The 26,830-nt window shown below is 40.8% G+C and carries 26 protein-coding genes; 7 read left to right on the plus strand and 19 right to left on the minus strand.

From position 1 onward, the window contains the following. Positions 1-127 precede the first annotated feature (127 nt). Together R5R67_RS08335 and R5R67_RS08340 are read right to left on the minus strand one after the other, a co-directional pair. Complete coding sequence (locus R5R67_RS08335; protein ID WP_000735804.1) at positions 128-316, minus strand: NF038215 family lipoprotein; 189 nt, start codon at positions 314-316, stop codon at positions 128-130. A gap of 162 nt (positions 317-478) precedes the next feature. Continuing rightward, entirely contained in the window at positions 479-1,102 is a 624-nt protein-coding gene (locus R5R67_RS08340) for a LysE family translocator (RefSeq protein WP_000463103.1), read from the minus strand. 178 nt (positions 1,103-1,280) lie between these two features. On the opposite strand from R5R67_RS08340, the gene R5R67_RS08345 reads away from it, so the two are divergent. From R5R67_RS08345 to R5R67_RS08365, 5 genes are all read left to right on the plus strand, one after another. After that, positions 1,281-1,850, plus strand: a complete 570-nt coding sequence (locus R5R67_RS08345) for a TetR/AcrR family transcriptional regulator (protein WP_000044601.1) — start codon at positions 1,281-1,283, stop codon at positions 1,848-1,850. Beyond that, positions 1,847-3,490: an MFS transporter gene (locus R5R67_RS08350; protein ID WP_000047788.1), complete on the plus strand. Its 1,644-nt coding sequence runs from the start codon at positions 1,847-1,849 to the stop codon at positions 3,488-3,490. The genes R5R67_RS08345 and R5R67_RS08350 overlap by 4 nt, the downstream gene beginning before the upstream one ends. A 40-nt stretch (positions 3,491-3,530) precedes the next feature. Then, positions 3,531-4,664: an HlyD family secretion protein gene (locus R5R67_RS08355; protein ID WP_001278635.1), complete on the plus strand. Its 1,134-nt coding sequence runs from the start codon at positions 3,531-3,533 to the stop codon at positions 4,662-4,664. 66 nt (positions 4,665-4,730) lie between these two features. Further along, a complete protein-coding gene (locus R5R67_RS08360; protein ID WP_000459518.1) occupies positions 4,731-5,612 on the plus strand; it encodes a 1-aminocyclopropane-1-carboxylate deaminase/D-cysteine desulfhydrase in 882 nt (293 codons plus the stop codon). A gap of 117 nt (positions 5,613-5,729) precedes the next feature. After that, the gene (locus tag R5R67_RS08365) at positions 5,730-6,929 is read left to right on the plus strand and encodes an NAD(P)/FAD-dependent oxidoreductase (protein ID WP_000071505.1); all 1,200 of its coding nucleotides are present in this window, start codon (positions 5,730-5,732) and stop codon (positions 6,927-6,929) included. A 12-nt stretch (positions 6,930-6,941) separates the two neighbouring features. Here the strand turns inward: R5R67_RS08365 and R5R67_RS08370 are convergent, their stop codons facing one another. From R5R67_RS08370 to R5R67_RS08380, 3 genes are all read right to left on the minus strand, one after another. Further along, a complete protein-coding gene (locus R5R67_RS08370) occupies positions 6,942-7,112 on the minus strand; it encodes a hypothetical protein (protein ID WP_000742883.1) in 171 nt (56 codons plus the stop codon). A 128-nt stretch (positions 7,113-7,240) separates the two neighbouring features. Continuing rightward, a complete protein-coding gene (locus R5R67_RS08375) occupies positions 7,241-8,917 on the minus strand; it encodes a mechanosensitive ion channel (protein WP_001001666.1) in 1,677 nt (558 codons plus the stop codon). A gap of 227 nt (positions 8,918-9,144) precedes the next feature. Next, entirely contained in the window at positions 9,145-9,372 is a 228-nt protein-coding gene (locus R5R67_RS08380; RefSeq protein ID WP_000543705.1) for a hypothetical protein, read from the minus strand. Between the two features lie 292 nt (positions 9,373-9,664). On the opposite strand from R5R67_RS08380, the gene R5R67_RS08385 reads away from it, so the two are divergent. Then, positions 9,665-10,084, plus strand: a complete 420-nt coding sequence (locus R5R67_RS08385) for a hypothetical protein (RefSeq protein WP_002000170.1) — start codon at positions 9,665-9,667, stop codon at positions 10,082-10,084. A 50-nt stretch (positions 10,085-10,134) separates the two neighbouring features. Here the strand turns inward: R5R67_RS08385 and R5R67_RS08390 are convergent, their stop codons facing one another. Further along, positions 10,135-10,896 (minus strand): ferredoxin--NADP reductase, encoded by a 762-nt coding sequence (locus R5R67_RS08390; protein WP_000021172.1) that lies wholly within the window; start codon positions 10,894-10,896, stop codon positions 10,135-10,137. Positions 10,897-10,982: 86 nt separating this feature from the next. Between R5R67_RS08390 and gigC the strand changes: the two genes are divergently transcribed. Next, the gene (gene gigC / locus R5R67_RS08395) at positions 10,983-11,870 is read left to right on the plus strand and encodes a LysR family transcriptional regulator GigC (protein ID WP_001242992.1); all 888 of its coding nucleotides are present in this window, start codon (positions 10,983-10,985) and stop codon (positions 11,868-11,870) included. Between the two features lie 19 nt (positions 11,871-11,889). Here gigC and R5R67_RS08400 read toward each other — a convergent pair whose 3' ends face one another. From R5R67_RS08400 to nuoC, 13 genes are all read right to left on the minus strand, one after another. Further along, the gene (locus R5R67_RS08400; protein ID WP_000806837.1) at positions 11,890-12,183 is read right to left on the minus strand and encodes a cold shock domain-containing protein; all 294 of its coding nucleotides are present in this window, start codon (positions 12,181-12,183) and stop codon (positions 11,890-11,892) included. A 116-nt stretch (positions 12,184-12,299) separates the two neighbouring features. Further along, positions 12,300-12,935 (minus strand): uracil phosphoribosyltransferase, encoded by a 636-nt coding sequence (upp, locus tag R5R67_RS08405; protein WP_001007343.1) that lies wholly within the window; start codon positions 12,933-12,935, stop codon positions 12,300-12,302. Between the two features lie 100 nt (positions 12,936-13,035). Continuing rightward, entirely contained in the window at positions 13,036-14,532 is a 1,497-nt protein-coding gene (gene nuoN, locus R5R67_RS08410; RefSeq protein ID WP_001011958.1) for an NADH-quinone oxidoreductase subunit NuoN, read from the minus strand. Positions 14,533-14,534: 2 nt separating this feature from the next. Next, on the minus strand, positions 14,535-16,133 hold the full coding sequence (gene nuoM, locus R5R67_RS08415; protein WP_000429844.1) for an NADH-quinone oxidoreductase subunit M: 1,599 nt from the start codon (positions 16,131-16,133) through the stop codon (positions 14,535-14,537). Position 16,134: 1 nt separating this feature from the next. Further along, positions 16,135-18,024: an NADH-quinone oxidoreductase subunit L gene (gene nuoL / locus R5R67_RS08420; RefSeq protein ID WP_000121137.1), complete on the minus strand. Its 1,890-nt coding sequence runs from the start codon at positions 18,022-18,024 to the stop codon at positions 16,135-16,137. Beyond that, positions 18,021-18,329 (minus strand): NADH-quinone oxidoreductase subunit NuoK, encoded by a 309-nt coding sequence (nuoK, locus tag R5R67_RS08425; RefSeq protein WP_000529822.1) that lies wholly within the window; start codon positions 18,327-18,329, stop codon positions 18,021-18,023. Before nuoK ends, nuoL begins: the two co-directional genes overlap by 4 nt. Continuing rightward, positions 18,329-18,847, minus strand: a complete 519-nt coding sequence (gene nuoJ, locus R5R67_RS08430; protein ID WP_014205902.1) for an NADH-quinone oxidoreductase subunit J — start codon at positions 18,845-18,847, stop codon at positions 18,329-18,331. Before nuoJ ends, nuoK begins: the two co-directional genes overlap by 1 nt. Continuing rightward, positions 18,847-19,389: an NADH-quinone oxidoreductase subunit NuoI gene (gene nuoI / locus R5R67_RS08435; protein WP_000276693.1), complete on the minus strand. Its 543-nt coding sequence runs from the start codon at positions 19,387-19,389 to the stop codon at positions 18,847-18,849. The genes nuoJ and nuoI overlap by 1 nt, the downstream gene beginning before the upstream one ends. An 18-nt stretch (positions 19,390-19,407) precedes the next feature. After that, positions 19,408-20,424 (minus strand): NADH-quinone oxidoreductase subunit NuoH, encoded by a 1,017-nt coding sequence (nuoH, locus tag R5R67_RS08440; RefSeq protein WP_001070989.1) that lies wholly within the window; start codon positions 20,422-20,424, stop codon positions 19,408-19,410. A gap of 3 nt (positions 20,425-20,427) precedes the next feature. Then, a complete protein-coding gene (gene nuoG / locus R5R67_RS08445; protein WP_000190957.1) occupies positions 20,428-23,112 on the minus strand; it encodes an NADH-quinone oxidoreductase subunit NuoG in 2,685 nt (894 codons plus the stop codon). 11 nt (positions 23,113-23,123) lie between these two features. Next, the gene (gene nuoF, locus R5R67_RS08450) at positions 23,124-24,455 is read right to left on the minus strand and encodes an NADH-quinone oxidoreductase subunit NuoF (protein WP_001091095.1); all 1,332 of its coding nucleotides are present in this window, start codon (positions 24,453-24,455) and stop codon (positions 23,124-23,126) included. Beyond that, complete coding sequence (gene nuoE / locus R5R67_RS08455) at positions 24,452-24,961, minus strand: NADH-quinone oxidoreductase subunit NuoE (protein ID WP_000973142.1); 510 nt, start codon at positions 24,959-24,961, stop codon at positions 24,452-24,454. The genes nuoF and nuoE overlap by 4 nt, the downstream gene beginning before the upstream one ends. A 13-nt stretch (positions 24,962-24,974) precedes the next feature. Then, complete coding sequence (nuoC, locus tag R5R67_RS08460; RefSeq protein ID WP_000852150.1) at positions 24,975-26,762, minus strand: NADH-quinone oxidoreductase subunit C/D; 1,788 nt, start codon at positions 26,760-26,762, stop codon at positions 24,975-24,977. Between the last annotated feature and the right edge of the window lie 68 nt (positions 26,763-26,830).

Raw genomic sequence — 26,830 nt, forward strand, 5'->3', positions numbered from 1 at the left:
CGCCTACATATAAAAAAAGCTCCCTACATTGGGAGCTTTTTTATTTCTAACCTACTTTTTAAAATAAGCAGGCTTATCTACACTGAGTACATTTAAAGTGCTATATGTGAGACATTCTATCCATCAATTAATAATTAGATTGCTCATGATTATTGGCTTGTAAATCGGGAATTTTGTAGTCTTTTTCATAAACCGGAGAACCAGCAATACTCATCGCCCGTTCATTTGAAGGTTGCTGTTTACTTGTTGTTCTCATCTCACATCCTGTAGTTAAGATGAAAAAAACAACCGAAATGCTCACCATTAGTTTTTTCATAACGTGATCCTCATTTCTTTTTGTTTTATTAATTAAGTTACCACTTTTTAAATATTTAAGTGCTAAAAAAGATATTTCAATTTGTATATATTTTGCGCAAAAATAAAGCCAGACTACAAAGAGTTGGCTTTATATTTTTTAGATATTTTAATTAAAGATTTATCATTTGAAGAAGATTAACTTTAAGCCCAATACACTAACAATGCTTCCAGCCACTCGGTCAACACCCGTTTTTGCTTTTAAATACATTTTTCGAGGCTTCTCTGAAGATAAAAGCATTGCTACACACGAGTACCAACCTGCATCAATCATAAAACAAATGAGCGGTAATGCGACGTAGTAATAATTTGGAATTTCTTTTGGCAGTAAAGCAGTAAAAACACTCGCTAGTACAACAGCAATTTTCGGATTACTTAACTGAGTAATCAAACCATATCGGTAGGCTTGTTTATAAGTCATTTTCGATTTGGCATCATTTTCCATGGCAATTGGTTCTTTGGCATGTTTAATAATTTTAAAAGCAAGCCAAAGCAAATACAGCCCTCCACCAATTTTTAAAATTAGATAAGCTGAAGGCACTGCCAATAAAACTGCCTGTAACCCCATAACTGCTAAAAAGCCAAAAAGAGCTGCACCCGTGCCCGTCCCTAATGCCGTAAACAAGCCATGTTTACGTGATTTAGATATTGAATTTTGCGCCACATAAATAAAGCTTGGCCCAGGACTTATTGCTCCAAGCATCAATGCCATCGCAATTGAAAAAAGAGGAATAAGGGACTCAAACATTGTATTGACCTAGCATCATGCAATTGCGCGATATTCTAGCAGCTTTTTTTGACACATATAAAAATGGAATAGAGATAAATTATAAAAATTGAATTTTCATGTTTTTACAATTTAGCTATTCACAACGGACAAAAATGTCCGTTAAATATATCATCTTTAAACCTCCCAAATCAGTGACATGAGTAAACGTCAAAAAATTGCAGCCCATAATCGGGATGAATTACTCAATGCAGCCGAGGAATGCTTTCGTATTCATGGTATTAATGTCCCTCTACAAGTCGTTATTGACCATGCAGGTGTAGGTAGAGCGACGTTCTACCGCAACTTTTGTGACCGAAAGGCTTTAATTAGTGCCCTTTTAGAGCGTGCAATTACACAGCTAGAGCAAAAAGCTGCTCATTTTCAACAATTCGAAGATGGTTTATTTCGTTTAATTGAAGGACATATTGCACAACTTCCCAAACTCGCAATTTTGCAAGATTTTTGGAGAGTGATTGATCGACAAGATCCAATTATGCTAAAAATTTATGAACGGCGGAATAATGCACTTAAGCCACTGATTGAAAATGCAATAGAACAAAAACTGTGCCGAGCTGATCTAACTGCTGATGACTATGCAATGGTCACAGCAATGTTGGGTTCTTCATTTCAAGGACATGAACCTGAAGAACAAACCCGCTTAGCAAAACGAGCAATTGAATTACTATTTCATGGTATTCAAGTACAAAAAATTCGAGGGATAGAATGAGTAAAACGCCTCGTTATTTAGAAACGCCACCTGACTGGACACCAGAAGAACAGCCGACTTTACCTGGTTCACCGGCAGCGATTGCGCATTCTGTACCTAAGCGATTTCTTTATTTTTTTATTGGTCTGTTTGTCGCTATTTCAGCAAGCTTAAGTAATGGTTTCATTACGGCAAATTTACCCTTAATACAAGGTGAGTATGGCCTGACGCCTTCTGAAGCCGCTTGGCTTCCTGCTGCTTATGTAATGGCCAATGTCAGTTCGAATCTGATTTTGTTTAAAGCTAGGCAACAATATGGTCTGAGAGTCTTTTCAGAAATAGGACTTGTTATTTTTATTGCCGTGCTGGTTTTGCACATTTTTGTGCATACCTATGAAATGGCCTTGTTCGCTCGGGTTGTAGCAGGTTTAGCTGGTGCACCACTCAGCTCTTTAGGTATGTATTACACCATGCAAGCTTTTAAAAAAGCCGACATGGCAAAAGGTATATATATTGCCTTTGGCTTTCAGCAGTTAGGTGTACCCCTCGCCTGGATTATTTCTCCTTTTCTTGTGAGCACAGATAGTTGGTCTGTTCTTTACACCTTTGAACTCGGCTTAGCACTTTGTTGTTTAGCGATGGTGGTTTCGTTGAAATTACCACGTAGCTTACGAATCTATGTTTTCGAAAAACAGGATTTCTTCACCTTTGCTTTACTGGCGCCAGGTTTTGCATGTCTATGTATTGTGCTGACACAAGGCCCAATCTTATGGTGGTTTAACAGTGAATGGCTTGCTTATGTATTAATTGCAGGTTTTAGCTTAGTTGTTTTAGGTTTGCTCTATGAACATTATCGTGCCAATCCATTAATTATGACACGTTGGTTAGGCGCCTCCTCAACCCTACGCTTTATCTTTGGTGCTTTTGCCATTCGTCTTTTAATGTCAGAACAAAGCTATGCAGCCGTTAACTTCCTAAAAACTATGGGAATGGGTCCAGACCAATTTGTTCCACTCTATGTGGTCATATTGGTGGGGATTTTAAGCGGAACTCTATTTAGTGCGCTTACTTTCTCGCGTGAACGAATTATTTTTCACTTACTTTTTGCAGAGTTTTTGATTCTCATTGCCTGTGGATTAGATTATCACCTTACGAGCGATGTACGGCCTTCAAACTTCTTTGCAAGCCAGTTTTTAGTAGGCTTTGCCGGCGGCCTGTTTATCGGTCCTTTACTTCTAATTGGATTTGCACAAACTTTGGCTAAAGGTCCTTCGTATGTAGTGACTTTTATTGTCTTATTCTCTGCAACCCAAACATTTGGTGGCCTTGTTGGCTCATCTTTTTTCTCGACCTATCAACAACATCGTACACAAAACTATCAAGTCGAGATTATTAAAGATTTGGAACAAGCCGACCCATTAGTTGCTCAAAGGCTTTCTACCTATCAACGTAGTGCAGCCATCACAACAAATGACCCCGCATTACAAACAGCTCAGTCTATACGCTCACTTAATCAAGTGGTTACTCGTGAAGCTCAGGTCCGTGCCTACAATGATGTGATTGCATTAAACGGTATTTTTGCCGTCGCCTTACTCTTATGGGGCGGATTTAATATTGCACGTAGTAAATACCTACAACGCAGAGGAATTAGCCGCCCTTAACGGCTTTTGTTATTGATGAAATAGAAATTGAGATTGATATATGTCAGATGATCAAAATAAACCGGAACAAACCCCTGCTCAAACATCTAATAATGAGCCAACACCTGCACCTGCACCTGCACCTGCACCTGCAAGTAAACTGATTCCGACAAAACGCTCAACCCTATTATGGATGTTGGGTGTGCTTATTATCGGTATTTTAGTAATTTTGTGGGCATGGAGAATTGGGCCTTTTGCCACGAGTGTGCAGCAAACTGACAATAGTTATGTCAAAGGTAAAACTACCATTTTATCGTCGCAAATTAATGGCTACGTTAAAGATGTATTAGTGAAAGACTTTGACCATGTTAAAAAGGGTCAAGTATTAATGCATATTGATGCCACCACTTATGACCAAAAAGTAGCACAAGCGGCTTCGGGGGTAGAACAGGCCAAAAATACTTTAGCCAATCAAACTCAGTCAATTGCTCAAAAACAAGCGGATATTGTGGCTGCGCAGGCTAAAGTAGAACAAGTTAAGGCTCAATATGAACTTTCTTTAGCACAGCTTAGACGCTATCAACAGCTAGGGAATAGTGGAGCAGCTTCTAAATCTGAGCAAGATAAAGCCGCTGCTGATGCCGAGAATAATCTTGCAGCACTTAAACAGGCAGAGGCTAATGTTCTAGTTGCCAAAGAAGCACTTAAAACAGCTCAAGTCGCAGAAGCTGGCTTAGAAGCACAAGTTTCCAGTGCTAAAGCACAGTTAGATCAAGCACAAACCACCAAAGACTATAGTGTTATTGTTGCTCCAATGGATGGACAACTTGGTGAAGTAAACCCTCGCGTTGGGCAATATGTGGCCGCAGGATCACAGTTACTCTATCTGATTCCACAGCAAACTTGGGTGATTGCCAACTTTAAAGAAACCCAAATTGCCAACATGCGAATTGGACAAAAAGCGTGGTTTACAGTCGATGCAATGAAACATAAAAAATTTACAGGTCATGTTGAACAAATCTCTCCAGCCGCGGGTTCCGAGTTCAGTGTACTAAAACCGGATAATGCGACAGGAAACTTTACCAAAGTCGTTCAACGAATTGCCGTGCGTATTACCATTGACCCAAATCAGGAAGGAATAGAACACTTACGCCCTGGTATGTCAGTGATTACTTCTGTCGACACAAGCTCTTAATCAGCTTTTTAAAAACCTCTTTAAAAAAGCTACAATGTGATCAATCATTATTTTTCTCAATTTCTAATGTTTGATCACATTGCCCAACCTATCTCCTATCAGCACATTGAACTATCCTTCCCTGTTCATCTCGACATTAAACGTTTAGATTTAGTTCATCCTCAAATTTCGGGTAATAAGTTTTTCAAATTAAAATACAATTTGCTTGCTTCAAAAGAACAAGGTTTATCAAGCATTTTGACTTTTGGTGGGGCTTACTCAAATCATATTGCTGCAACAGCTTATGCAGCTCATCTTTTTGGTTTAAAAAGTATAGGAATTATTCGTGGTGAAGAGTTAGCTAGTAAACCACTTAATCCCACCTTGGCAAAAGCTCAAAGTTTAGGAATGCAGCTACATTTTATCTCTCGCCATGAATATCGCTTACGAGATGATGCAAATTACCTTCAACAATTACAGCAACAATTTCCGCAGACCTATATCATTCCCGAAGGTGGTTCCAATGAACTGGCAGTTCAAGGTTGTCAGGAAATCCTCAGCCAATATGATTTAGAGCAATATGATGTGATTTGCTGTGCAGTCGGAACTGGCGGAACGATTTCAGGTCTGATTGAAAGAAGTGCAGCACATCAGAAAGTCTTAGGATTTTCGGCTTTAAAAGGTGATTTCTTACAACAAGAGATTAGGCAATGGACTAAAAAACAAAATTGGTCTTTGACAGATGTATACTGCTGGGGCGGTTATGCGAAAACCTCACCTGAACTATTCGCATTTATTGAAAATTTTGAAGAGCAATATACGGTCCCCCTTGAACCGATCTATACCGGAAAAATGATGTTTGGTCTGTTTGAACTTATAAAAAACAATTATTTTCCAGAGAATACTCGTATTTTGGCAATTCATTCCGGTGGTTTACAAGCTGATATTAGAAATAAACCTCACACATGACTCACCCGCTTTTAGAAGGCCTTATCCCTTACCTGTATAAATGTCCTTAGCATGAGTAAGTGCTGGCATGATAGTATATGCCCCTTTTTAATTTTCACGACTAATCGAGAACTTCTTATGTCTAACAGTCATGTCGATGTCATTGTCTTAGGTGCAGGTGCTTCTGGACTCATGTTGGCTGCACATGCTGCTAAACGGGGACGTTCGGTCTTAATTTTAGAAAAAGCCAATAAAATTGGTAAAAAGATTTTAATGTCAGGCGGTGGGAAATGTAACTTTACCAACCTCTATGTAGAACCTGAAAACTATATTTCTCATAATCCGCACTTTGTTATTTCTGCCCTATCACGCTATAGCAACTGGGACTTTATTGGTCTGGTCTGTGATTATGGAATTGCCTATGAAGAACGTAAACACGGGCAATTATTTACGTTAAACGGCGCTAAAGAAATTTTAGAGATGTTGGTAAGTGAGTGTAATAAAACAAACAATGTCGAAATCCAGACCCATTGTGAGGTTGGACAAGTCGATCCATTAGAACAAGGTGGTTTTTCAGTACACACAAATCAGGGCCGTTTTAGCTGTGAATCATTAGTGGTGGCTACAGGCGGATTATCCATCCCAACTTTAGGTGGCTCTGGTTTTGGCTATGAATTGGCACAAAAATTTGGACATACAGTTTTCCCAACCCGTGCTGGTTTAGTACCATTTACTTTTTCAGATCATATTAAAGAAGTCACTACACGCCTAAGTGGTAATGCTTTAGATGTGACTCTAACTAACTCAAAGAATAGCTTTACTGAAGCATTATTATTTACGCATCGTGGTTTGAGTGGTCCAAGTTCTTTACAGCTTTCAAACTATTGGAATACAGGTGAAAGTTTTAAAATCGACTTTTTCCCGAGCCAAGATTTAGCAACTTATTTAAAAGATAAAAAGAAAGCCCAACCTAAAGTTTTACTGCGTACTCTTCTGAACGAATTTACGGCAAAAAGTATCGTACAAGAGTTACAACAACTTATATGGTCAGAGCAGAGCGAGACACCAATTGGTAATATCAGTGATGCACAGCTAGATCATATTGCCGAGCAGCTACATGGTTTTACTGTTAAACCATCAGGCACAGAAGGATATCGTACTGCTGAAGTTACCTTAGGTGGAATTGATACAACTGAAGTTTCATCTAAAACACTCGAAAGCAAAAAGCAGAAAGGACTATACTTTATTGGAGAAGTACTTGATGTGACTGGCCACTTAGGAGGCTATAACTTCCAATGGGCTTGGTCTTCGGCTTATGCAGCAGCACAATATGTTTAAATGATGAATAAGCTAATTTGATGCTTTTGAATCATTGGATGATTTTTCAGAATCATGCTTATGGCTTGTTGTCTGTTTTGATGATTCAGATTTGCTAAATACAAATTTATAAGCACTTGCTAAAAAACCAACGGTAATCCCAGCAATTACAACAGGTGCTAAAAAACGACCAGGTTTTTTCATCGTATTTTCCTCACTTATTTGTTTTTATAGCTGTCAAAGACAGAACGACCACTCAATATAGAGTGGTCGAACTTATCACAAAAATCAAAGATTTTTTGTACTGTTTATCTGAAAATTAGTTACACCTACTAAATTTCATCATTTTCGCCAGTAGAACCAAACGGTTTATTTACTGGTGGTTGTGATGGATTTACTTGTGCAGAATCAGCTGGTTTTGCATCAGATGAAACTGTTGTTGATGGTGCAGTTGTAGTCGTTGACGGAGTTGAAGCCGTAGACGAACTACCTGTTGTATTATTAGTAGTAGGCGGTTGATATAAAGGATTTGGTTGATTTGCCTCTTTCTTAGCTTTATCCAGTAAATCAGATAAAAGTCTTTCTGCTGGTTGACGACCACCCAAACCAAATGCAAGAGCAAAAGCAACTGCAACTGCGCCTAGCGTTAAGCCGAACGCAAGGTTTACGATCGAATCGGCAATACCCATCGCTCTTAAACCAAGTGCAAGGACTAAACCAATAATCAAGACACGAACCAAACTACCTAACCAACGCGAACTATTATATTCACCGCGTTGAACAACGTTCGCCACAACATTTGCAAGCCAGAAACCAATCACCAAGATTACAGCGCCCAATAGAATGTTTGCACCGAAATGGATAAACATTGCGATTAGACCACTAATCTGATCGAAACCAAGACGGTCAGCAGCTTCAGAAACTGCAAACAACATGGTAAAGAACACGATTAGCCAACCAACGGCATTAGAAACTTTAGTTTGACCTAAAAAGCGTTGTACATCTAATTTTGCAGGAATTTCATCAACACCAGTTCCTGCAATTAACTCAGCAACCAAGCGACCAACAAAACGTGAAACAATATAAGCAACCAGTAAAATTAAACCAGCAGCAATAATGTTTGGAATAGCTTGTAAAATTTCATTGAGCATTGCTGTTGCTGGCTGAGAAATAGTCTCAATACCTAAAGCTTCAAATGCTACAATCAATGTCGTAATAATGATGATGGCAAAAACAAATGAACCTAAGAATTTGCCTACATTTGAATTTTTGAAAAGACCAATTTTTTCCGCTTGAGATTGCACACCTAAGCTATTAATTAATCCTTCAACAATACCGCGTACAATTTTTGCCAAGATATAACCAACAAAAACGATAACGCCAGCAATAAAGATATTTGGTAAGAATGCTACAGCATCATTTACCATATTTTGAACTGGAATCAGTAAGCCTGTTAATCCTAAGATTGAAAGAACAATCGGAAGGAAAAGTAACAATACAAGCCAATAAAGAATTTCACCAATATTCTGGCTAATTCCCCCTACACCCACTTCGCTGCTTAACTTATCATCAAGTTGAGTTCGGGATAAAACATTGGTCACCCCCGCCCGCACCAGTCGAGCAACGATCCAGCCAATAAAGCCCACCACTACAGCAGCAATGATATTTGGTATATAGACGAGTACCTGATTAACCATGTTGCTAAATGGACCGCTCACTCCACTAATGTTGAGCACATTTAAAGCAGCAACAACGGCGAGAATCAGAATAAACCAGAATACGACTTTGGAGATCAGACCTTCTATATTGGGTGTACGTCCAGTCGCTGAAGATAATTTCGCATTGGTATTTACTTTTTGCAGAAGTTTTTTTACACCTGCCGCCACCAATAAAGCGATGATCCAGCCTACTAGTAAGATGACAATTGCAGCTAAAATAGGATGAAACTGATCCCAGTAATACATCGCATCAAACTGAGCGCCGCGAGGCCCATTAAAAAATTCATTCATATTGTTATGTCCTCAATTGTTATGTTCTTTTCAGTGTTATCACTAAATGAAAAACACCAGTTCGTTGTAAAAAATGACGATAAATGCGGTCTATGTCACCTTATGTTTTGAATATTTTTCAATCAACAACCTTCTGCATAAATACAACAAATTGATGCAAAAGATTGCAAAAAAAGCCTTCAGGTCACATCCTAAAGGCTTTTTATCACGATATACTGGTTAGCTTATTACCCTTCATAGGTCTTCAAATCAGAAGTACCACTAATGACTTGTGGTATGGTCTCATGTTGAAAAGCGGCTTCCTCTTTTGGCGTTTTGCTGTGATCAGCAACCATATAAACCACAAGTGCGAGAAGAAAAAGCCCAACAATAATTAAAATATAAACTGGCAATCTTCTTTTTTTTGCAGTCTCTTCCGGACTCGTCACATGAGGCGGTTTTGAAAAATCATGCATCTTCTTTCCCCTCTTCTATTATCATTAACTTTATATTCATCATAACAATTTGATTTGTTGCATTGTGTGAAAAAGCATTATGAGAAGGTGTCTACAGTTGCAAAACTCTACTTTTAAAAATATTAATTTAGTATAAAATTTAGCCACTTTAATTATAACGTTTTAGAATCTAACCTCCCAATATTCAGAATCTGCGCTAAATTCCGATTTGTAATACAATATGTTTTAGCCCTTACTTTTTATAAAATAGGCTATAATAAGCCCCCTTGTTTTAAAGCTACTCAATTTTATGATGTATCGTCAGCAAAGCGTAACTCTTGATCTCGACACTGACGTCACACATCAATGTTATTTGCATCAGACAAGAGATGACCATCTCATTGGTATTATTGAATTTAATAAGCCAAGTTATGAACTCAAATGGGGGGATCTTGAATATTTCCGCCGCCGTACCGAAGAGTTCTCGGTCATGCCATTTCCTGAATGCATTAATGCGATGATTGTTGATATTCGTAATATCAATGTATTTCTGGACAATGAAGTTCCAATTTTACCGTGGCGTTTACTCGAAGAAGATTGTCCTGTTCGCCTAGTTGTTCCTCAAGACCGCCTTGAACACTATGCGGGATTATTTGAACCAACATGGCTTTCAACAGATGTCGACAGTGCGATTGCAGAGATCCGTGAGTTTATGGATATGTTTGTCCATTAATAAACATATCCATAAAAAATTTTCTTAAAATATTTTACTTCCTGTTTGTTTTACCAGTAATTTTCTACCGCAATATTTCCTTCACCACGACGATTCATTGTAAGACCACGGCATTTTAGAGCCTCTTTCGTATCATCAACCATTTGTGGGTTTCCACAAAGCATGACATGACTTGATGCTGGGCTGAGTTCTAAGCCTGCTACTTTTTCTAGCTCACCATTTTCGATTAACACGGGTAAGCGTTCATGTAACGGTGCAGATGGATCTCGGGTAATAATAGGAATAAATTTAAAACCGCTATGTCCTTCCCCAAAAGTTTCAGCAATCTCTTGAATACGGTCAACATAAGCCAGCTCAGCCGCAGTACGAACACTGTAGACCAAGTTAATTTTCTGGTAATTAGACCAAGTTTCAAAGTCTTGTAGCATCGACAAAAATGGAGCCAAGCCTGTACCTGTTGCCAGTAACCACAGATCATGCGGTAAAGGCTGTTGATAGCGTGCCAACGTCAGGTAACCATATGGAATTTTTTCCAAATAAAGCTCATCACCGACTTTCAAATGCTGTAGATTCGAAGTGAAGGCACCGTCTGGTACTACAATTGAGAAAAACTCTAGCGTTTCATCAAACGGAGAAGACACCACCGAATACGCACGGACAACCAGCTCATCTCCTACCTTTAAACCAATACGCGCAAATTGCCCTGCCGTAAATTTAAAATGCGAAGGACGCGTCATGGTAAAACTGAAAAGTGTTGGGGTCCAACGATGAACAGATAAAACTTTTTCTACGCTAAATTTTTCAATTGACATGATTTCAACGTGGCATGAAATAGTGCGCTCATGTTAGCATGACAGCCGAAATAATGAATACTTTTAAACGTTAAGGCTTTTTAAACATGCGGATGACATTACGCCAGTTGGCTGTTTTTGTAGCAGTCGCCCAAGAAGGAACCGTTACTAAAGCCAGTGATGCGGTCAGACTGACGCAAAGTGCAGCAAGTATGGCTTTAGCCGATTTAGAAGACGGCTTAGGTGCTCCTTTATTTGATCGTTTAGGTAAGCGCTTGCAGCTAAATGATCTTGGACGTTTTCTGCTTCCCCAAGCATTAGAAATTTTAGGCCGCTGTGAAGCCTTTGAACAAGCAGCCAAGGGTGAGTTACAGAGTATTGACCTTCGTATCGGGGCTACTTTAACCATCAGTGATTATCTAATGCCAGATTTAATGGCTAACTTCTTACAACGTCATCCACAAGCGCATTTACAACTTCAAGTTGGTAACACACGCCAAATGATTGAAGCTGTAAATCAGTTTCAGCTTGATTTAGCTTTAATTGAAGGGTCTTGTCACTTACCTCAACTCCAATGTATTCACTGGCGTGACGATGAGCTAGCAGTGTGCTGCTCACCTGACCACCCGTTAACACGTTTAAATCGCCCACTTACGCCTCAAGATTTTCATGACGTAGAATGGATATTACGTGAAGAAGGTTCAGGTACTCGTGAAGTCTTTGATAATGCAATTTTGCAAGATTTACCAGATGCAAATATTCGTTTGACGCTTGGACATAACGAAGCGATCTTAAAAATAGTGGCTGGCGGTTTAGGAATGTCTTGTATTTCAAAGTTAGCGATTGAACCTTTAAGTGAAAAAGGTCAACTTGTTATTTTAGATACTCCATTTTGGCAACTTACCCGCCCTCTTTATATGCTAGTGCACCGCCAAAAATATCAAGGTCCGGGCCTTAAAGCATTTTTAAAATTTTGCGATGAAGATCAGGCTTAAAGCTTGATCTTCACATTCATTAGCGTCGGAAATTAGACAATAACTCACTTGTGATCGCTTTATTGTGATCAGCAATTTTAGTTTTCTTAGTCTTCGCAGGGTTAGGATCGATACGCTCAATCTTAATAGCTTTAAATTTTCCTCGATTATCTGCAGCAAGAAATCTCACTTTTTCATTTCTTTTCGGTTCACCTTCGGATGCAGGGAAATCAGAAATATGAAAGAAAATATCTCCTTCAGTCGTCGAAATAAAACCAAACCCTTTATCGGCGTTATATTGTTTTACCCTTCCAGTATAAAACTCTTGCTTCATGATTTTTCACCCTACTTTCCCAATGCAATTACTGTAGTAAATAAAAAGAGACTTTCATTTCCGCTCTTTAAAGTTATACGGCTTAATGAAGTCTCTTTTTATCGTTATTTCAAAAATTAGTCTTTTTGAACACTACCAAAAATTTTGTCACCAGCATCGCCTAAACCTGGAACAATATAACCATGTTCATTTAAGCCATTGTCAATAGATGCAGTATAAAGCTGAATATCAGGATGTGCTGCCTCTACTTTCGCGATTCCTTCAGGTGCTGCAACTAACACCATAACACGGATATCTTTACATCCACTTGCCTTTAATACATCAATAGCAGCAACTAAAGAATTACCTGTTGCCAACATTGGATCAATAATCATGGCAATACGGTTAGCGACATCAGGAACTAACTTTTTATAGTAAGTACGTACTTCTAGAGTTGCTTCATCACGCTCAAGCCCTAACACACTTACTTTTGCACTTGGAATTAGGTTAAGCACACCATCAAGCATACCGATACCTGCACGCAAAATCGGTACAATCGTTATTTTTTTACCCGCGATACGCTGAGTAGTAACATTGCCAGCCCAACCTTCAATCTCACAATCCACAACTGGTAAGTCTTTCGTCGCTTCATATGTCAATAACATAGTCACTTCCTGAGCAAGCTCACGGAAATTCTTGGTACTGATGTCAGCACGACGTAATAAACCTAATTTATGACGAATAAGTGGGTGACGAATTTCTTGAATGGCCACAGATGTTACCTAAAAATATAAAAACGTATTTATTATAATCTTTTTTTAACTATCAATAAAAAAAAGCCTCCATATTTGGAGGCTTTTTTGTACACAAGAATTATTGTTGCTGAGAAAGCATGAAATGTAATGGAGATAAAATTTCTGCTTTTAATGCCAAATTAATCATTGGATCTGGATAAACACCCAAAATAATAACTAATGCAGCAGCAGCCAATACCATTAAACCACCCACTTTTTGTCCCCAATGTGCATCAGCATCAATACGAGGAGTTTCAGGTGGAGTCATATACATAACAACCATCACACGTAAGTAGTAATACAAACCAATACCACTACCCACAATAATCATTGCAGCTAAGAACCAGTGTTGAGTTGTTACAGCAGCCATAACAACCAAGAACTTACCAATGAAGCCTGCTGTTAATGGAATACCAGCCAAAGATAACATCATGACTGTTAATGTTGCTGTAAGTACTGGACGGCGCCAGAACAAACCACGGTAGTCTGCAAGGCTTTGCGCTTCATCTACGTTGTTATATGGGCTAGACATTAACGCTACTGCACCAAAAGCACCAATAGTCGTTAATACATAAGTCACCACATACACAGTTACGCTGCCCAAGCTTGCATATGTCATGCTGATTAAAGCAATTAACAAATAACCAAAGTGAGCAATAGATGAATAACCCAAAATACGCTTTAAGTTGACCTGACGAACAGCGAGCAAGTTACCGACTAAAATTGACAATACGGCAATGATTGTCAAAACAGTCACTAGCGAGTTCACCATGATTGCGCCAGAAGCAAGCAAATAACGTACGAACAAACCAATTGTTGCAACTTTAGCAGCAGTCGCCAAGAACGTTGCCATTGGAGCTGGTGCACCTGCATATACATCTGGTGTCCATTTATGGAACGGTGCAAGCGACAATTTGAATGCAACAGCAAAAATAATGAGTGCTAAACCTAATAACACCATTGGCTGTTTGATTGCGCCAAATAAAGCTTGTACAGAATCATAGAATGAAAGTGAACCAGTATAAGCGTAGATATACGCCATACCCATCAACAACATTGCAGAAACTGTTGCAGAAAGCACAAGATACTTAATCCCTGCTTCAAGCGACTGACTACGTTGATATGTATAAGCAAGTAAGCCGTATACAGGAATCGACATTAACTCAAGGCTAATGAAGAATGATGCATAGTGTGAACTTGCAACCATCAACATTGCACCTGCTACAGAAGCAAGTAACAGAAGATAGAGTTCTTCGCGGTTGTCTTTATAAGTCTCAATATATGCATGAGACAAAGTACAGCAAGCCAATGATGCAACTAAAATCATGAATTGATAGAACATAGTAAATGGATCAACCATAAACATGCCCATCACATTTGCCGGCACAAATTTACCGCCAAATAATTCTAACAAGATATAAAGTGCAGCAAGGTTTAAACCGACAACAGAGGTTGTTGCGATTAAATTATGGTTACGCTTAATTGAAATTAACAGCATGACGACGACTGCTGTCAAAGCAACAATCATCACCGGTGCTAAAGGCATAAGCGTAGAAAATGATACTGTGAAGTTCATGATTATTGGATCTCCACATGGTCAAGTTGAGTAGCTGTTTGCTGAACAGTTTCAACGACTTCTTGTACTGGTACATAACTATTGACCAACCACTGCATGCTTGAATGAGATACATCCAAGAATGTTTGTGGATAGATACCAAGCCAAACGAGACCAATCGCACAAATCATCAAAATACTAACTTCACGAGCAGATAAGTCTTTTAATGGACTAGTGTAGTGTTGCTTTTGTTCAGAGTTTGGTTCACCAAACAAAGCACGGTGAATCAAGATCAAACCATACAAACCTGCAAATACAAGGCTGATAGAAGCAATGATCGTGAATACAGGATATTTATTAAATGAACCCATCAAAATCAGGAATTCACCAATAAAGTTACCTAAACCTGGCACACCAACAAGAGCTGCGACGAAGAACATTAAGAAGAACGGTAAATACTGGAGCTGACCACGAAGACCACCCATCAAACGTAAATCACGTGTATGTAAGCGCTCGTAGATTTGACCAGACATAATGAACAATGCAGCTGATGACAAACCATGTGCCAACATCATGATCATTAGACCTTGGAAGGTCAAAATATTACCTGCATAAATAGCAAGTAAAACGAAGCCCATATGTGAAATCGACGTATACGCAAGTAAACGTTTCATATCAGTTTGCTGGTAAGCACACCACGCGCCGTAGAAAATACCAATCAAACCGAAAATAATTGCAATATCTGCAAACTGTGCAGAAGCTGCCGGGAAGAATGGAATTACAAAACGAAGCAAACCGTACGCTGCTGTTTTAATCAAGATACCAGCCAAGTCTACAGAACCCGCTGTAGGTGCTTGAGCATGGGCATCCGGTAACCAGCCATGCAATGGGAAAACTGGTAACTTCACTGCAAAACCAATAAAGAAGCAGATCATGAAACCATACGCGAAGCCAGCAGGTAAACGATTCGCTACAGCTAATAAATAGTTGTAATCAAAACCGATCATACCAGTCATCATGTAACCATAAACCACAAGGCCAAGGATACCGATTAACATTACTAAACCAGCGATTTGCGTATATAAGAAGAACTTGGTTGCAGCGTAAACACGTGAACGACCGTTTGAACCCTTATGACCCCATAACGCAATCAAGAAGTAGATTGGTACAAGCATCATCTCCCAGAAGAAGAAGAATAGGAACAAATCAATTGCCAAGAACACGCCGATAACGCCCCCTAAACTCCATAACAAGTTTAAGTGGAAGAAACCAACATTCTTTTGGATCTCACCCCATGAACAACCAACAGCAAGTACACCAAGTAAAGCTGTTAATAACACCATGAGTAAAGACAAGCCATCCACTGCTAGGTGAATGCCAATACCGAGAGATTGAATCCACGGTAAATAAAACTCAGCTGTCCAAGTTGGGACTTTTGAGCCTAACTCGTAGCTATAAGTACCACTTTGCCAAAGTGCAAGACCTAAGCCCAACGTGATGAGCATACCAATTAAGGCGATCCAGCGTGGCAAAGTTTTGTCGAGTTTATCGACTAACCAACAAGTAAAACCTGCAATGAACGGAACAAGGATCAGCGCGGGTAAAATTAAATTGTTTTCCATTTTATTTCCCCACTACCTGAATAACGATCAAGATCATCAATAACACCACTACACCGAGTGACATGCTTGATGCGTATTCACGCAATGAACCTGTTTGACGTGAGCTTGTGAAACTGTTTCCGCCTTTAACAAGCGCAGGAAGAACAAGCCATAAGCTGTCAATCGGATCACGACCAAATAGTTTGGCGAAGAATAAATAAGGTTTAACAAAAACGATGTCATACAACGCATCGAAACCAAATGCAGTACGACAAATATGAGCTAAGCCAGCACCAAGACTTGTTTTTGCAAACGATTTTACTGCACCGTAAGCAAATGCAAATAGACCAATACCAACAGCTAAACCAACAAGCGCGATACCTACTGCTAAATGCTCTGCCCCATGCATGCCTTCAACAAATTGTTCAGCAACATGGAATTCAGGAATTTTTGCCGTATTCAAAATGTTTGCTACCGGAGCTTTTAATGCAGCACCAACAAAAGTAGACAATACAGCTAAAATACCTAATGGAGCCCAGTAAGTAGCACCTTTAATCTCATGGTAATGTGTATTTTCTTTACCGAAGAATACAACCCAGATTAAACGGAAGGTATAGATTGAAGTCAGGAATGCACCTGCTACACCAGCCCAATATAAGCTGTTATATAAAGCAATCGATTGACCTTGTACCCAAACCTCACCGAGAATCGCGTCTTTAGAGAAGAAGCCGATAGTTAAGAATGGGATAGCTGCTAATGCACCGCCACCAATCGCAAAACATGCAAATAGGAATTTGTTTTTGTAGAACAAACCGCCCATTTTGAAAATATTTTGTTCGTGATGGTAAGCAAGAATAACTGCACCAGAAGACAAGAATAATAATGCTTTGAAGAATGCGTGAGCCAACATGTGGAACAAGCCAGCTTGATACGCTTCTGCACCTACAGCCATAAACATATAACCAAGCTGACTCATAGTTGAGTAAGCTAAAATACGTTTGATGTCTGTTTGTACGAGAGCAGCAAAGCCTGCAACTAATAAAGTTACAGCACCTGTTACCGAAATGAATTGCATCACTTCAGGCGCAAGTTCAAATACGCTGAATAGACGACAGCACAAGTACACACCAGCTGTTACCATTGTTGCTGCGTGGATTAATGCAGAAACAGGTGTAGGACCTGCCATCGCATCTGCTAACCATGTTTGCAATGGAATTTGTGCAGATTTACCAGCAGCACCCAAGAACAACATTAATGCAGTCCAGATGGTAAGTGACGAACTCTTCGTCATTACTTCTGCTGCGTGTTCAACGATGTACTGAGTATTAAGCGTACCAAATTGTTGGTAAAGCAAGAATAAAGCGATAAGTAAGAATACGTCACCTACACGGGTAACTGTAAATGCTTTGATCGCTGCCCAACCATTTGCAGGATTTGCATAATAGAAACCAATCAGCAAGTAAGAGCATAGACCTACGCCTTCCCAACCTAAGAATAACAACGCTAAGTTGTCACCCAACACAAGCAAAAGCATGCTTGCAACGAATAGGTTGAAATAAGAGAAGAAGCGCGCATACCCTTCTTCACCACGCATGTACCATGATGCAAAGATGTGGATTAGGAAACCAACACCCGTGATCATACCCATCATGAGTAAAGATAAGCCATCTAAATGTAAGCTAATGCCAGGCGCGAAACCACCAACATTGAACCATGTCCAAAGATTTTGAACAAAAACTTGCTGGCCGCTACTGGTAAATGCCATACCAGCAATCAATGCAAATAATGCAGATAAACCTACAGAACCTACACCAATAATTGCTGCAACATTTTCAGAGAGCTTATCACGCCCAGCCGCCAATAAAATAAAACCGATTAGCGGAAATAATACTGTTAGATATAAATAACTCATCCGCGCATCTCACTAGCAGCATCCACATCCAAATGATGGAAGCGATGATAGAACTGAAGGACAATCGCAAGACCGATACACGCCTCTGCCGCAGCAAGGGTTAAAATCAGAATGAACATGACTTGTCCATCTGGTTGTGCCCATACACTACCCGCAAGAACGAATGCTAACGCTGCAGCATTCATCATGATCTCAAGGCTCATTAACATAAATAAAAGGTTGCGTCGCACCATTACACCGTAAAAACCGAGTGCAAAAAGAATGGTTGCAACAATCAAACCATGTTCTAAAGGGATCTGGCCCATTATTCTTTTTCCTCTTCTGCACCTGGTTCACGTTTACCTAAGTGGTATGCTGCAACAAGGGCTGCTAGCAATAACATCGCGGCAACTTCAACCAACAATAAATAGTGTGTAAAGAGCGCTTGACCAACAACTTTTGGTCCAATTACTTGTGCTCCAAGTGGTGCAGAGATGGTTGTATATTCACCACCGAGCATCCAAACTAAAAGTAAGCCAAGTAAAAAGCTCATGAGTGCTGGATATGCCCAAGCATCTGAAGAAAGCCATTTACGTTCTTGTTCAACTGTGTGTTGCCCTAAGTTAAGCATCATCACAACGAATACGAACAAGACCATAATCGCACCAGCATAAACAATGATTTCGAGGGCGCCGGCAAACGGCGCACCTACGATCATGAAAATACCAGCAACAGCAAGCAATGAAACAATCAGACTAAGCAATGCATGTACAGGGTTCGTGTTAGTCACTACACGAACCGTAGAAACGATGGCCACGAGCGCCATCAAATAAAACGGCCACATCATGGTAATAGACTCCGTACATCGATTGGTGCACTTTCTTTTTGTGCTTGACCTTTCTCTTTACCGTTAATTGCCATACCAGTTACACGGTAGAAGTTATAGTCTGGGTATTTACCTGGACCTGAAATGAGCAAGTTTTCTTTCTCATATACGAGGTCTTGACGTACGTATTCGCCCAACTCGAAATCTGGAGTTAGCTGAATCGCTGTAGTTGGACATGCTTCTTCACACATACCGCAGAAGATACAACGAGAGAAGTTGATACGGAAAAATTCCGGATACCAACGTCCGTCTTCTTTTTCAGCTTTTTGCAGTGAAATACAGCCAACCGGACATGCAACCGCACAAAGGTTACATGCCACACAACGCTCTTCCCCATCCGGGTCACGTGTCAAGATAATACGACCACGATAGCGAGGTGGTACAATTTCCTCTGCTGGTACTTCTGGATAAAGAATTGTGTCACGTTTACGGAAACCATGGGTAAATACCATGAATAACGTCCGAACGATTGACCCAACTCCAGCTAGAATTTTATACATTTTGTACTCCCTGCTGTCTTAGGCCTGATTCATCAGAATCACAGCACCAGTTACCAATAGGTTAACCAACGCCAGCGGCAAACAAATTTTCCAACCGAAGTTCATGACTTGGTCGTAACGTGGACGCATTAAAGAACCACGTGCCAATACAAACATCATTACGAAGAATGCTGTTTTAATCACAAACCAGAACACTGGTGGAACAAATGGAATTTCTAAATTGAATGGAGCTAACCAGCCACCAAAGAATAAAGTCACGATCAATGCAGAGATAAGTACAACGTTTACATATTCAGCAACGAAGAACATACCCCATTTCATACCGCCATATTCAACATGGTAACCTTCGGCCAATTCTTGTTCTGCTTCAGGTTGGTCAAATGGGTGACGGTGAGTTACCGCAACACCTGCAACAACGAAAATCAAGAAACCTAAGAACTGTGGAATGATGAACCAAACATCACGTTGAGCTTCAACAATTTCACGAAGGTTAAATGAACCAGCGATTGCAACCACACCCATTAGCGAGATACCCAAGAACACTTCATAAGAAATTGTTTGAGCAGCTGAACGCAAACCACCGAGTAATGAATATTTGTTATTTGATGACCAACCACCGAATAACACTGCATAAACCGCAATACCAGCCATTGCCATAAAGAACAACAAACCGATGCTCATGTCCGCAACACCCAATGCAGGGCTTACAGGAATAACCATGAACGAAAGCACCGCAGTTGCCATCGCAACTGCCGGAGCTAAACGGAAAGTTAATTTATCAGCAAATTTTGGTGTCCAGTCTTCTTTGAACATGATCTTAAGCATGTCGGCAACGATCTGGAACATACCACCAGGACCAACACGGTTTGGACCATAACGGTCTTGCCACCACGCAAGCAAACGACGCTCAATGAAAGACATCAACGCTGCAACAAGAACAACAACAAGCAAAATCACAACTGCTTGAACAACAGCGTAAGCAATTGGCCAGTTCTCAGCCCAAAGTGGCGTTTGACGTATAATTTCTTGATTCATGAATTACACTCCTAATGCCACTGAAACAGGTTCAGCTAAAGATACTGTCGGAGCTAAACCAACTGGGTAACCAATATAACCTGTAGGTAAATATTCGATTACTTGTACAGGTAAGCTCACAGTTGTTTCGCCTGCTTTTACTGTAATACGTTGGCCTTCTTGTAGATTCAAACGTGTTGCGTCTTGTTCGCCCACAGCAAATACAGCTTCAGGAATACGAGTTTCCATTGCAGGTGTTTTAATTGTGAATTCACCAGAACCAAAGATATGGTGCATTGGTACAAGACGGAAGCTTTCAGGATTTGCAACTACAGCTGTTGGAGCGACATAGCTACGTGCTGGACGTTTTGCTAAACGGTCGAATAAACGAACGCCTGAATCACCACCTTTTAAGTGACCACCCACTTCATCTTGGTATTTGTTCCAAGATTGTGGAGAGTTCCAACCTGGTGCCCACGCAAATGGTACAAGCGAAGAAGCTTTTTGCGGACCTACATAACCTTCCATAGAGAATGTTAATGCTGAGTCTGGATCTGTCGGTTGTTTAGGTTCATGAACCGATAAAGGCGCACGCATTGCTGTACGACCAGAATAACGACGTGGTTCACGAGCAATTTTCAAACCATGTACACGGTAGCCAGCGTCTGGCGCAACATCTTGAATTGCTTCAAGTACTGGAACGTTCTTCACGATTGTTTCGATTACGTCGTCAAGTACTGTCCAATCAATTGGCTTGCCTTTAAGGCCAGTTTCAATGGCATGCAACCAACGCCAAGATTCTTTAATCGCGTATTCAGGTTTGTAGTAGCTTGGATCGTAAACTTGGTAGAAGCGTTGTGCACGACCTTCTTGGCTTACGACAGTACCATCACCTTCAGCAAAGCTTGCTGCTGAAAGTACAATATCAGCCTGTTTCACAGTTTCAGTTTCACTGTGGTCAAGCACGATTACTGTTTCAGCTTTATCAAGTGCTGCTTTAACTTGAGCGGCCGGTAAACGACGGAATAAGTCATTTTCAACAATAACAAGTGTGTCGTAGTCTTGAGCAAATGCTTGTTCAAGGCTTAAGCCACCAAATAATGCCAAGCCCATAGAGTTCACTTCAGGAACAACAAGGCTTAAACCAGCTTTTGAGCCAAGGTTTTGCGTTAACTCTGCTGCCGCTTCCATAATTGAAGCATCTTGCAAGCTCGTACCCGCAATAATTAACGGTTTGTTTGCTGCTTTTAAAGTGTCGGCAATAGTTTGAGCAAATGCTTTTGCATCTTCATCTAAACCATTAACTGTTTCACCTTTAACTGCCGCAGCAACTGCAAAACCTAAACGCGCAATATCATTTGGAGATGCAACAACTTCACCTGTCGCAACATCTGCAAGACGAGTTTGAGTTGCAGCCAAGATATAGATCGGAGATTTCGCTTCCTGACCAATACGTTGTACAGGCTCAGCCAACCAGTCCGGTGTACGTGTTTTTGCAGCCATTTCGCGAGCTTTGTTTTTTGCAGCTTGACGAACTGACAATGCCATACGTGGAGCAGTTTGAGTTAAATCTTCACCCAAAATTAGTACTGCATCGTAGCTTTCAATTTCACGCATGTTCGGGTTGTAAATACCCTCTGTTTGCATGATTGAAGCAGCAAGTTCAACGAGGCTTTGCTCTTTTTGTGCAACACCTGTTGAGTAGTTTGCTTGGCCCACTAGTTCACGCAATGCGTAATTTGATTCTAAGCTTGCACGTGGCGAACCGATACCTAGAACTTTTTTACCTTCAAGTTTCGCAATTGTTTGGTCCAACGCTTGGTCAACAGAAACAGTAGCTACTGTTTCGCCATTACGGAACTGAGGTTGACGTGGACGATCTGCACGGTTTACATAACCTGTGCCAAAACGGCCTTTGTCACAAAGGAAGTATTGGTTAACCGAACCATTGAAACGGTTTTCTACACGACGGATTTCGCCATAACGCTCACCCGGAGAGATGTTACAACCTGAAGAACAGCCATGACACACGCTTGGTGCATATTGCATATCCCATTTACGGTTATAGCGCTCTGAATGAGTCTTATCGGTAAATACACCAGTTGGACATACTTCAGTCAAGTTACCAGAGAATTCAGACTCTAAAGTACCTGATTCTGGACGACCAAAGTAAACACGTGATGCATTGGCATATACACCAAAGTCTGTACCGCCTGCATAATCTTTGTAGTAACGAACACAACGATAACAAGCAATACAACGGTTCATTTCATGTGCAATGAATGAGCCTAGTTCTTGGTTGTAATGTGTACGCTTAGTAAAACGATAGCGACGACGGTCGTGACCTGTCATTACAGTCATATCTTGTAAATGACAGTGACCACCCTCTTCACACACTGGACAGTCGTGTGGGTGATTGGTCATTAAGAACTCAACAATAGATTCACGGAAATCTACTGCTTCTTTGTCTTCAATCGAAATATAGGTATTGTCAGATGCTGGTGTCATACATGACATCACAAGACGTCCGCGCGTATCTTCAGGATTTGCATACTGAGTTACGGCACATTGACGACATGAACCAACAGAACCTAAGGATGGGTGCCAACAAAAATACGGAATATCAATGCCAAGGGATAAACATGCTTGTAGCAAGTTTTCTGATCCATTGACTTCGTACGATTTTCCATCGACATGAATTGTAGCCATAGTCGAATCCCTTAAGCTTGTTCTACGTTGCTAGTTTGCACGACAGGACGATCAGTCACTTTCGCTTCAAACTCGCTACGGAAATGTTTGAGTGCGCCCATAAGCGGCTCCATCGCACCTGGTGCGTGGGCACAGAAAGTCTTACCAATCCACAATTTACGAGTAAGTTCTTGTAAGTGGTCGATATCCTCTTTCTTACCTTCACCTGTCTCAAGTGCTTTAAGCGCTTTAACAGCCCATGGCAAACCATCACGGCAAGGTGTACACCAGCCACATGATTCACGCGCAAAGAATTCTTCCAGATTACGGGTCAACGACACCATACATTGGGTCTCGTCTACCACCATTAATAAACATGTTCCTAAACGCGAACCTGCTTTCATAATGGTTTCAGCATCCATTGGTAAATCAATGGTATCTGCCGGTAAAAAGTCAGTAGACGCACCGCCTGGTAACCATGCTTTAAGCTTCAAGCCATCACGCATACCACCAGCATGTTCTTCGATTACTTCACGTGCAGTCGTACCAAATGGTAGTTCCCAAAGACCAGGGAATTTTACTTTACCTGACGCACCATAAATCTTTGTGCCCGGATCTTTTGATTTACCTGCTGATAAACCGATATACCATTCTGGACCACGAAGCATGATTGCTGGCAAGTTGTTATAAGTCTCAACGTTGTTCACAATCGTTGGGCGACCCCATGCACCAGCAACTTGCGGGAACGGTGGTTTAGTACGTGGGTTAGCACGGCGACCTTCAAGTGAGTTAATCAATGCAGTTTCTTCACCACAAATATAACGACCTGCACCAGTGTGCACGTGTAACTCAAAGTTCCAGCCAGAACCTAAAATGTTGTCACCTAAGTAACCTTTAGCGCGGATTTGCTCAAGCGCTTCATTTAGGTATTGTGCAGCCTCGATATATTCACCACGAATAAAGATATAACCCTGAGTTGCTTCTAGGGTATAACCTGCAATCAACATACCTTCGATCAATTGGTGAGGAAGTTTTTCCATCAACAAACGGTCTTTAAAGGTACCTGGTTCCATCTCATCGGCGTTACAGATCAAGTAACGTGGACCGCCATCATTTGGCGCCATAAGAGACCATTTGATCCCTGCAGGGAAGCCTGCACCACCACGACCTTTTACAGTTGCAGCTTTAATGACTTCAAGCACTTCAGCAGGTTTCATACCTAATGCTTTTTTAAAGCCGGCATAACCTTCAAGTGCTTCGTAATCGTCAGCACTACGTACCGATTCTTGTTTGCTTAAACGCCAAGTCAGTGGATGAGTTTCCGGATTACCGTCGCCATAAATTGGTTTTGGTTCAGTATTCATACATACTTCTCCAATAACTGTTTGATTGATGTCACTTCTACTAAACCGTGAGTATCTTCATCAATCATTAACGTTGGGCCTTTGTCACAGTTGCCTAGACAGCAAATTGGAAGCAGCGTAAAACGACCATCTTGTGTCGTTTGACCAAACTGAATACCTAATTCGCGTTGGAATGCTTCAGCAAGTGTTTCAGCACCCATCAAGAAGCAAGCAATTGAGTCACAAAGCAAAATTACGTGGCGACCTACAGGTTGGCGATAGATACGGTTGTAGAACGTTGCAACACCTTCCAAATCTGCAACACTGATCGTTAATAATTGTGCGATGGCGTTCATTTGAGCATCATCTACCCAGCCATTACGGCGCTGTACGCACTTTAATGCATCTAAAGAAGCTGCACGTGGGTATGGATAGTGACCAATGTGATGTTCAATTTCGTGGATTTCTTCAGCAGTCAAAATCCCCTCAACATTCACACGTGGTTTTTTATCAGTCAGAATCATCATTTTGCGTTACCTCTTAGCGATCCACGTCAGCCATAACCACGTCAATGGTCGCCAGATAAATGATTAAGTCAGATACTAAACTGCCGTTAATCACTGAAGGAATTTGCTGTAAGTGAGTAAACGTCGGTGTACGGATACGAGTACGATAACTCATCGTTGCCTTATCCGAAGTCAAGTAATAAGTACTTGCACCTTTCACAACTTCAGTCATGAATGACGCTTCACCAGCAGGCATGACAGGACCCCATGACACGCTCAAGAAGTGCGTAATCAAAGTTTCAATATCTTGTAACGTCTTATCTTTTGGTGGTGGAACAGCCAATGGGTGATCCGCTTTATATGGACCAGAAGGCATGTTATCCAAACACTGTTTGATAATTTTGAGTGATTGTTCAATTTCACGGAAGTGAACAAGTACACGAGCGTACGCATCGCCTTCATACTCAACCGGAACTTCGAAGTCGAAGTTTTCATAGCCACTGTATGGACGATATTTACGAACGTCGAAATCAATACCTGTTGCACGTAAACCAGTACCGGTTACACCCCATGCAAGCGCAGATTTGGCATCGTATTGAGCAACATTACGTGTACGACCAATAAACACAGAGTTTTTAAATGCAGCTGTGTAGTATTCGTTCAAACGTTTTGGCATCCAATCTAGCAACTCTTTAACAAGTTTTTGCCAGTTGTTTGGAAGGTCATGTGCTGTACCCCCAATACGGAACCATGCCGGGTGCATACGGTAACCCGTAATTGCTTCAACGATGTCGTATACTTTTTGACGGTCTGCGAACATATAGAATACTGGTGTCATACCACCGGCATCCTGAATTGCCGTACCACAGTAAAGTAAGTGGTTATTAATACGGAACAATTCGTTCAACATGACACGGATCACTTGTGCACGCTCAGGAACTTTGATTCCAGCAAGCTGCTCAACAGCCATGACATATGGCATGTTTTGCGCACAACCACCCAAGTAGTCAACACGGTCAGTATAAGGAATGAATGAGTGCCATGTTTGACGCTCAGCCATCTTTTCCACACCGCGGTGGTGATAACCGATATCAGGAACACAGTCCTTCACTTCTTCACCGTCTAACTGCAATACAATACGGAATGCACCGTGCGCAGATGGATGGTTAGGACCCAAGTTCAAGAACATGAAGTCTTCGTCAGCGTTACCACGCTTAAGACCCCAGTCTTCTGGTACAAAGCGTAAGTGTTCCTGTTCGAAATCTTGCTTCGCTTTGTCTTGCATGTACGGCGTATATTCTGTCGCACGTGCTGAATATTCTTTACGAAGCGGGTGACCTTCCCAATAAGTTGGTAACAAGATACGACGAAGCATTGGATGCCCTTCGAAATTGATACCGAACATATCGTAAGCTTCACGTTCATACCAGTTGGCATTTGGCCAGATATTTGTCGCTGTCGGGAGGTTAAGATCGTTTTCGTTCAAGGCAACCTTGATACGAATGTCACTATTACGCTCAAGCGATAATAAATGATAGAACACAGTGAAGTCAGATGCTGGCAAACCATCACGATGTTGACGTAAACGCTCATCCATCGCTGATAAGTCAAACAGCATTACATAAGGACGTTCCACTTTACGCAGGAACATGAGGACTTCTTGCACGCGTGCGCGCTCAACCCAGACTGTTGGAAACTCTTCAAAAGTCGCCTGCACATAGAAATTCTCACCAAATTTGGTTTTGAGCTCTTCTACGATTGCAAATGCTGGGCGTGAATCAACTGGTGTTGATTCTGGCATAGCAATGTCAGTTTCAGCCATTGGCTTGGCTTCCTATTTAATACAAATTCTGTCAATTTTCTCGATGAACATATCGGTTAGATATGTCA

The sequence above is a fragment of the Acinetobacter sp. OYA S30 genome, from assembly GCF_033599315.1.
In the GTDB taxonomy this organism is placed as follows: Bacteria; Pseudomonadota; Gammaproteobacteria; order Pseudomonadales; family Moraxellaceae; genus Acinetobacter; species Acinetobacter baumannii.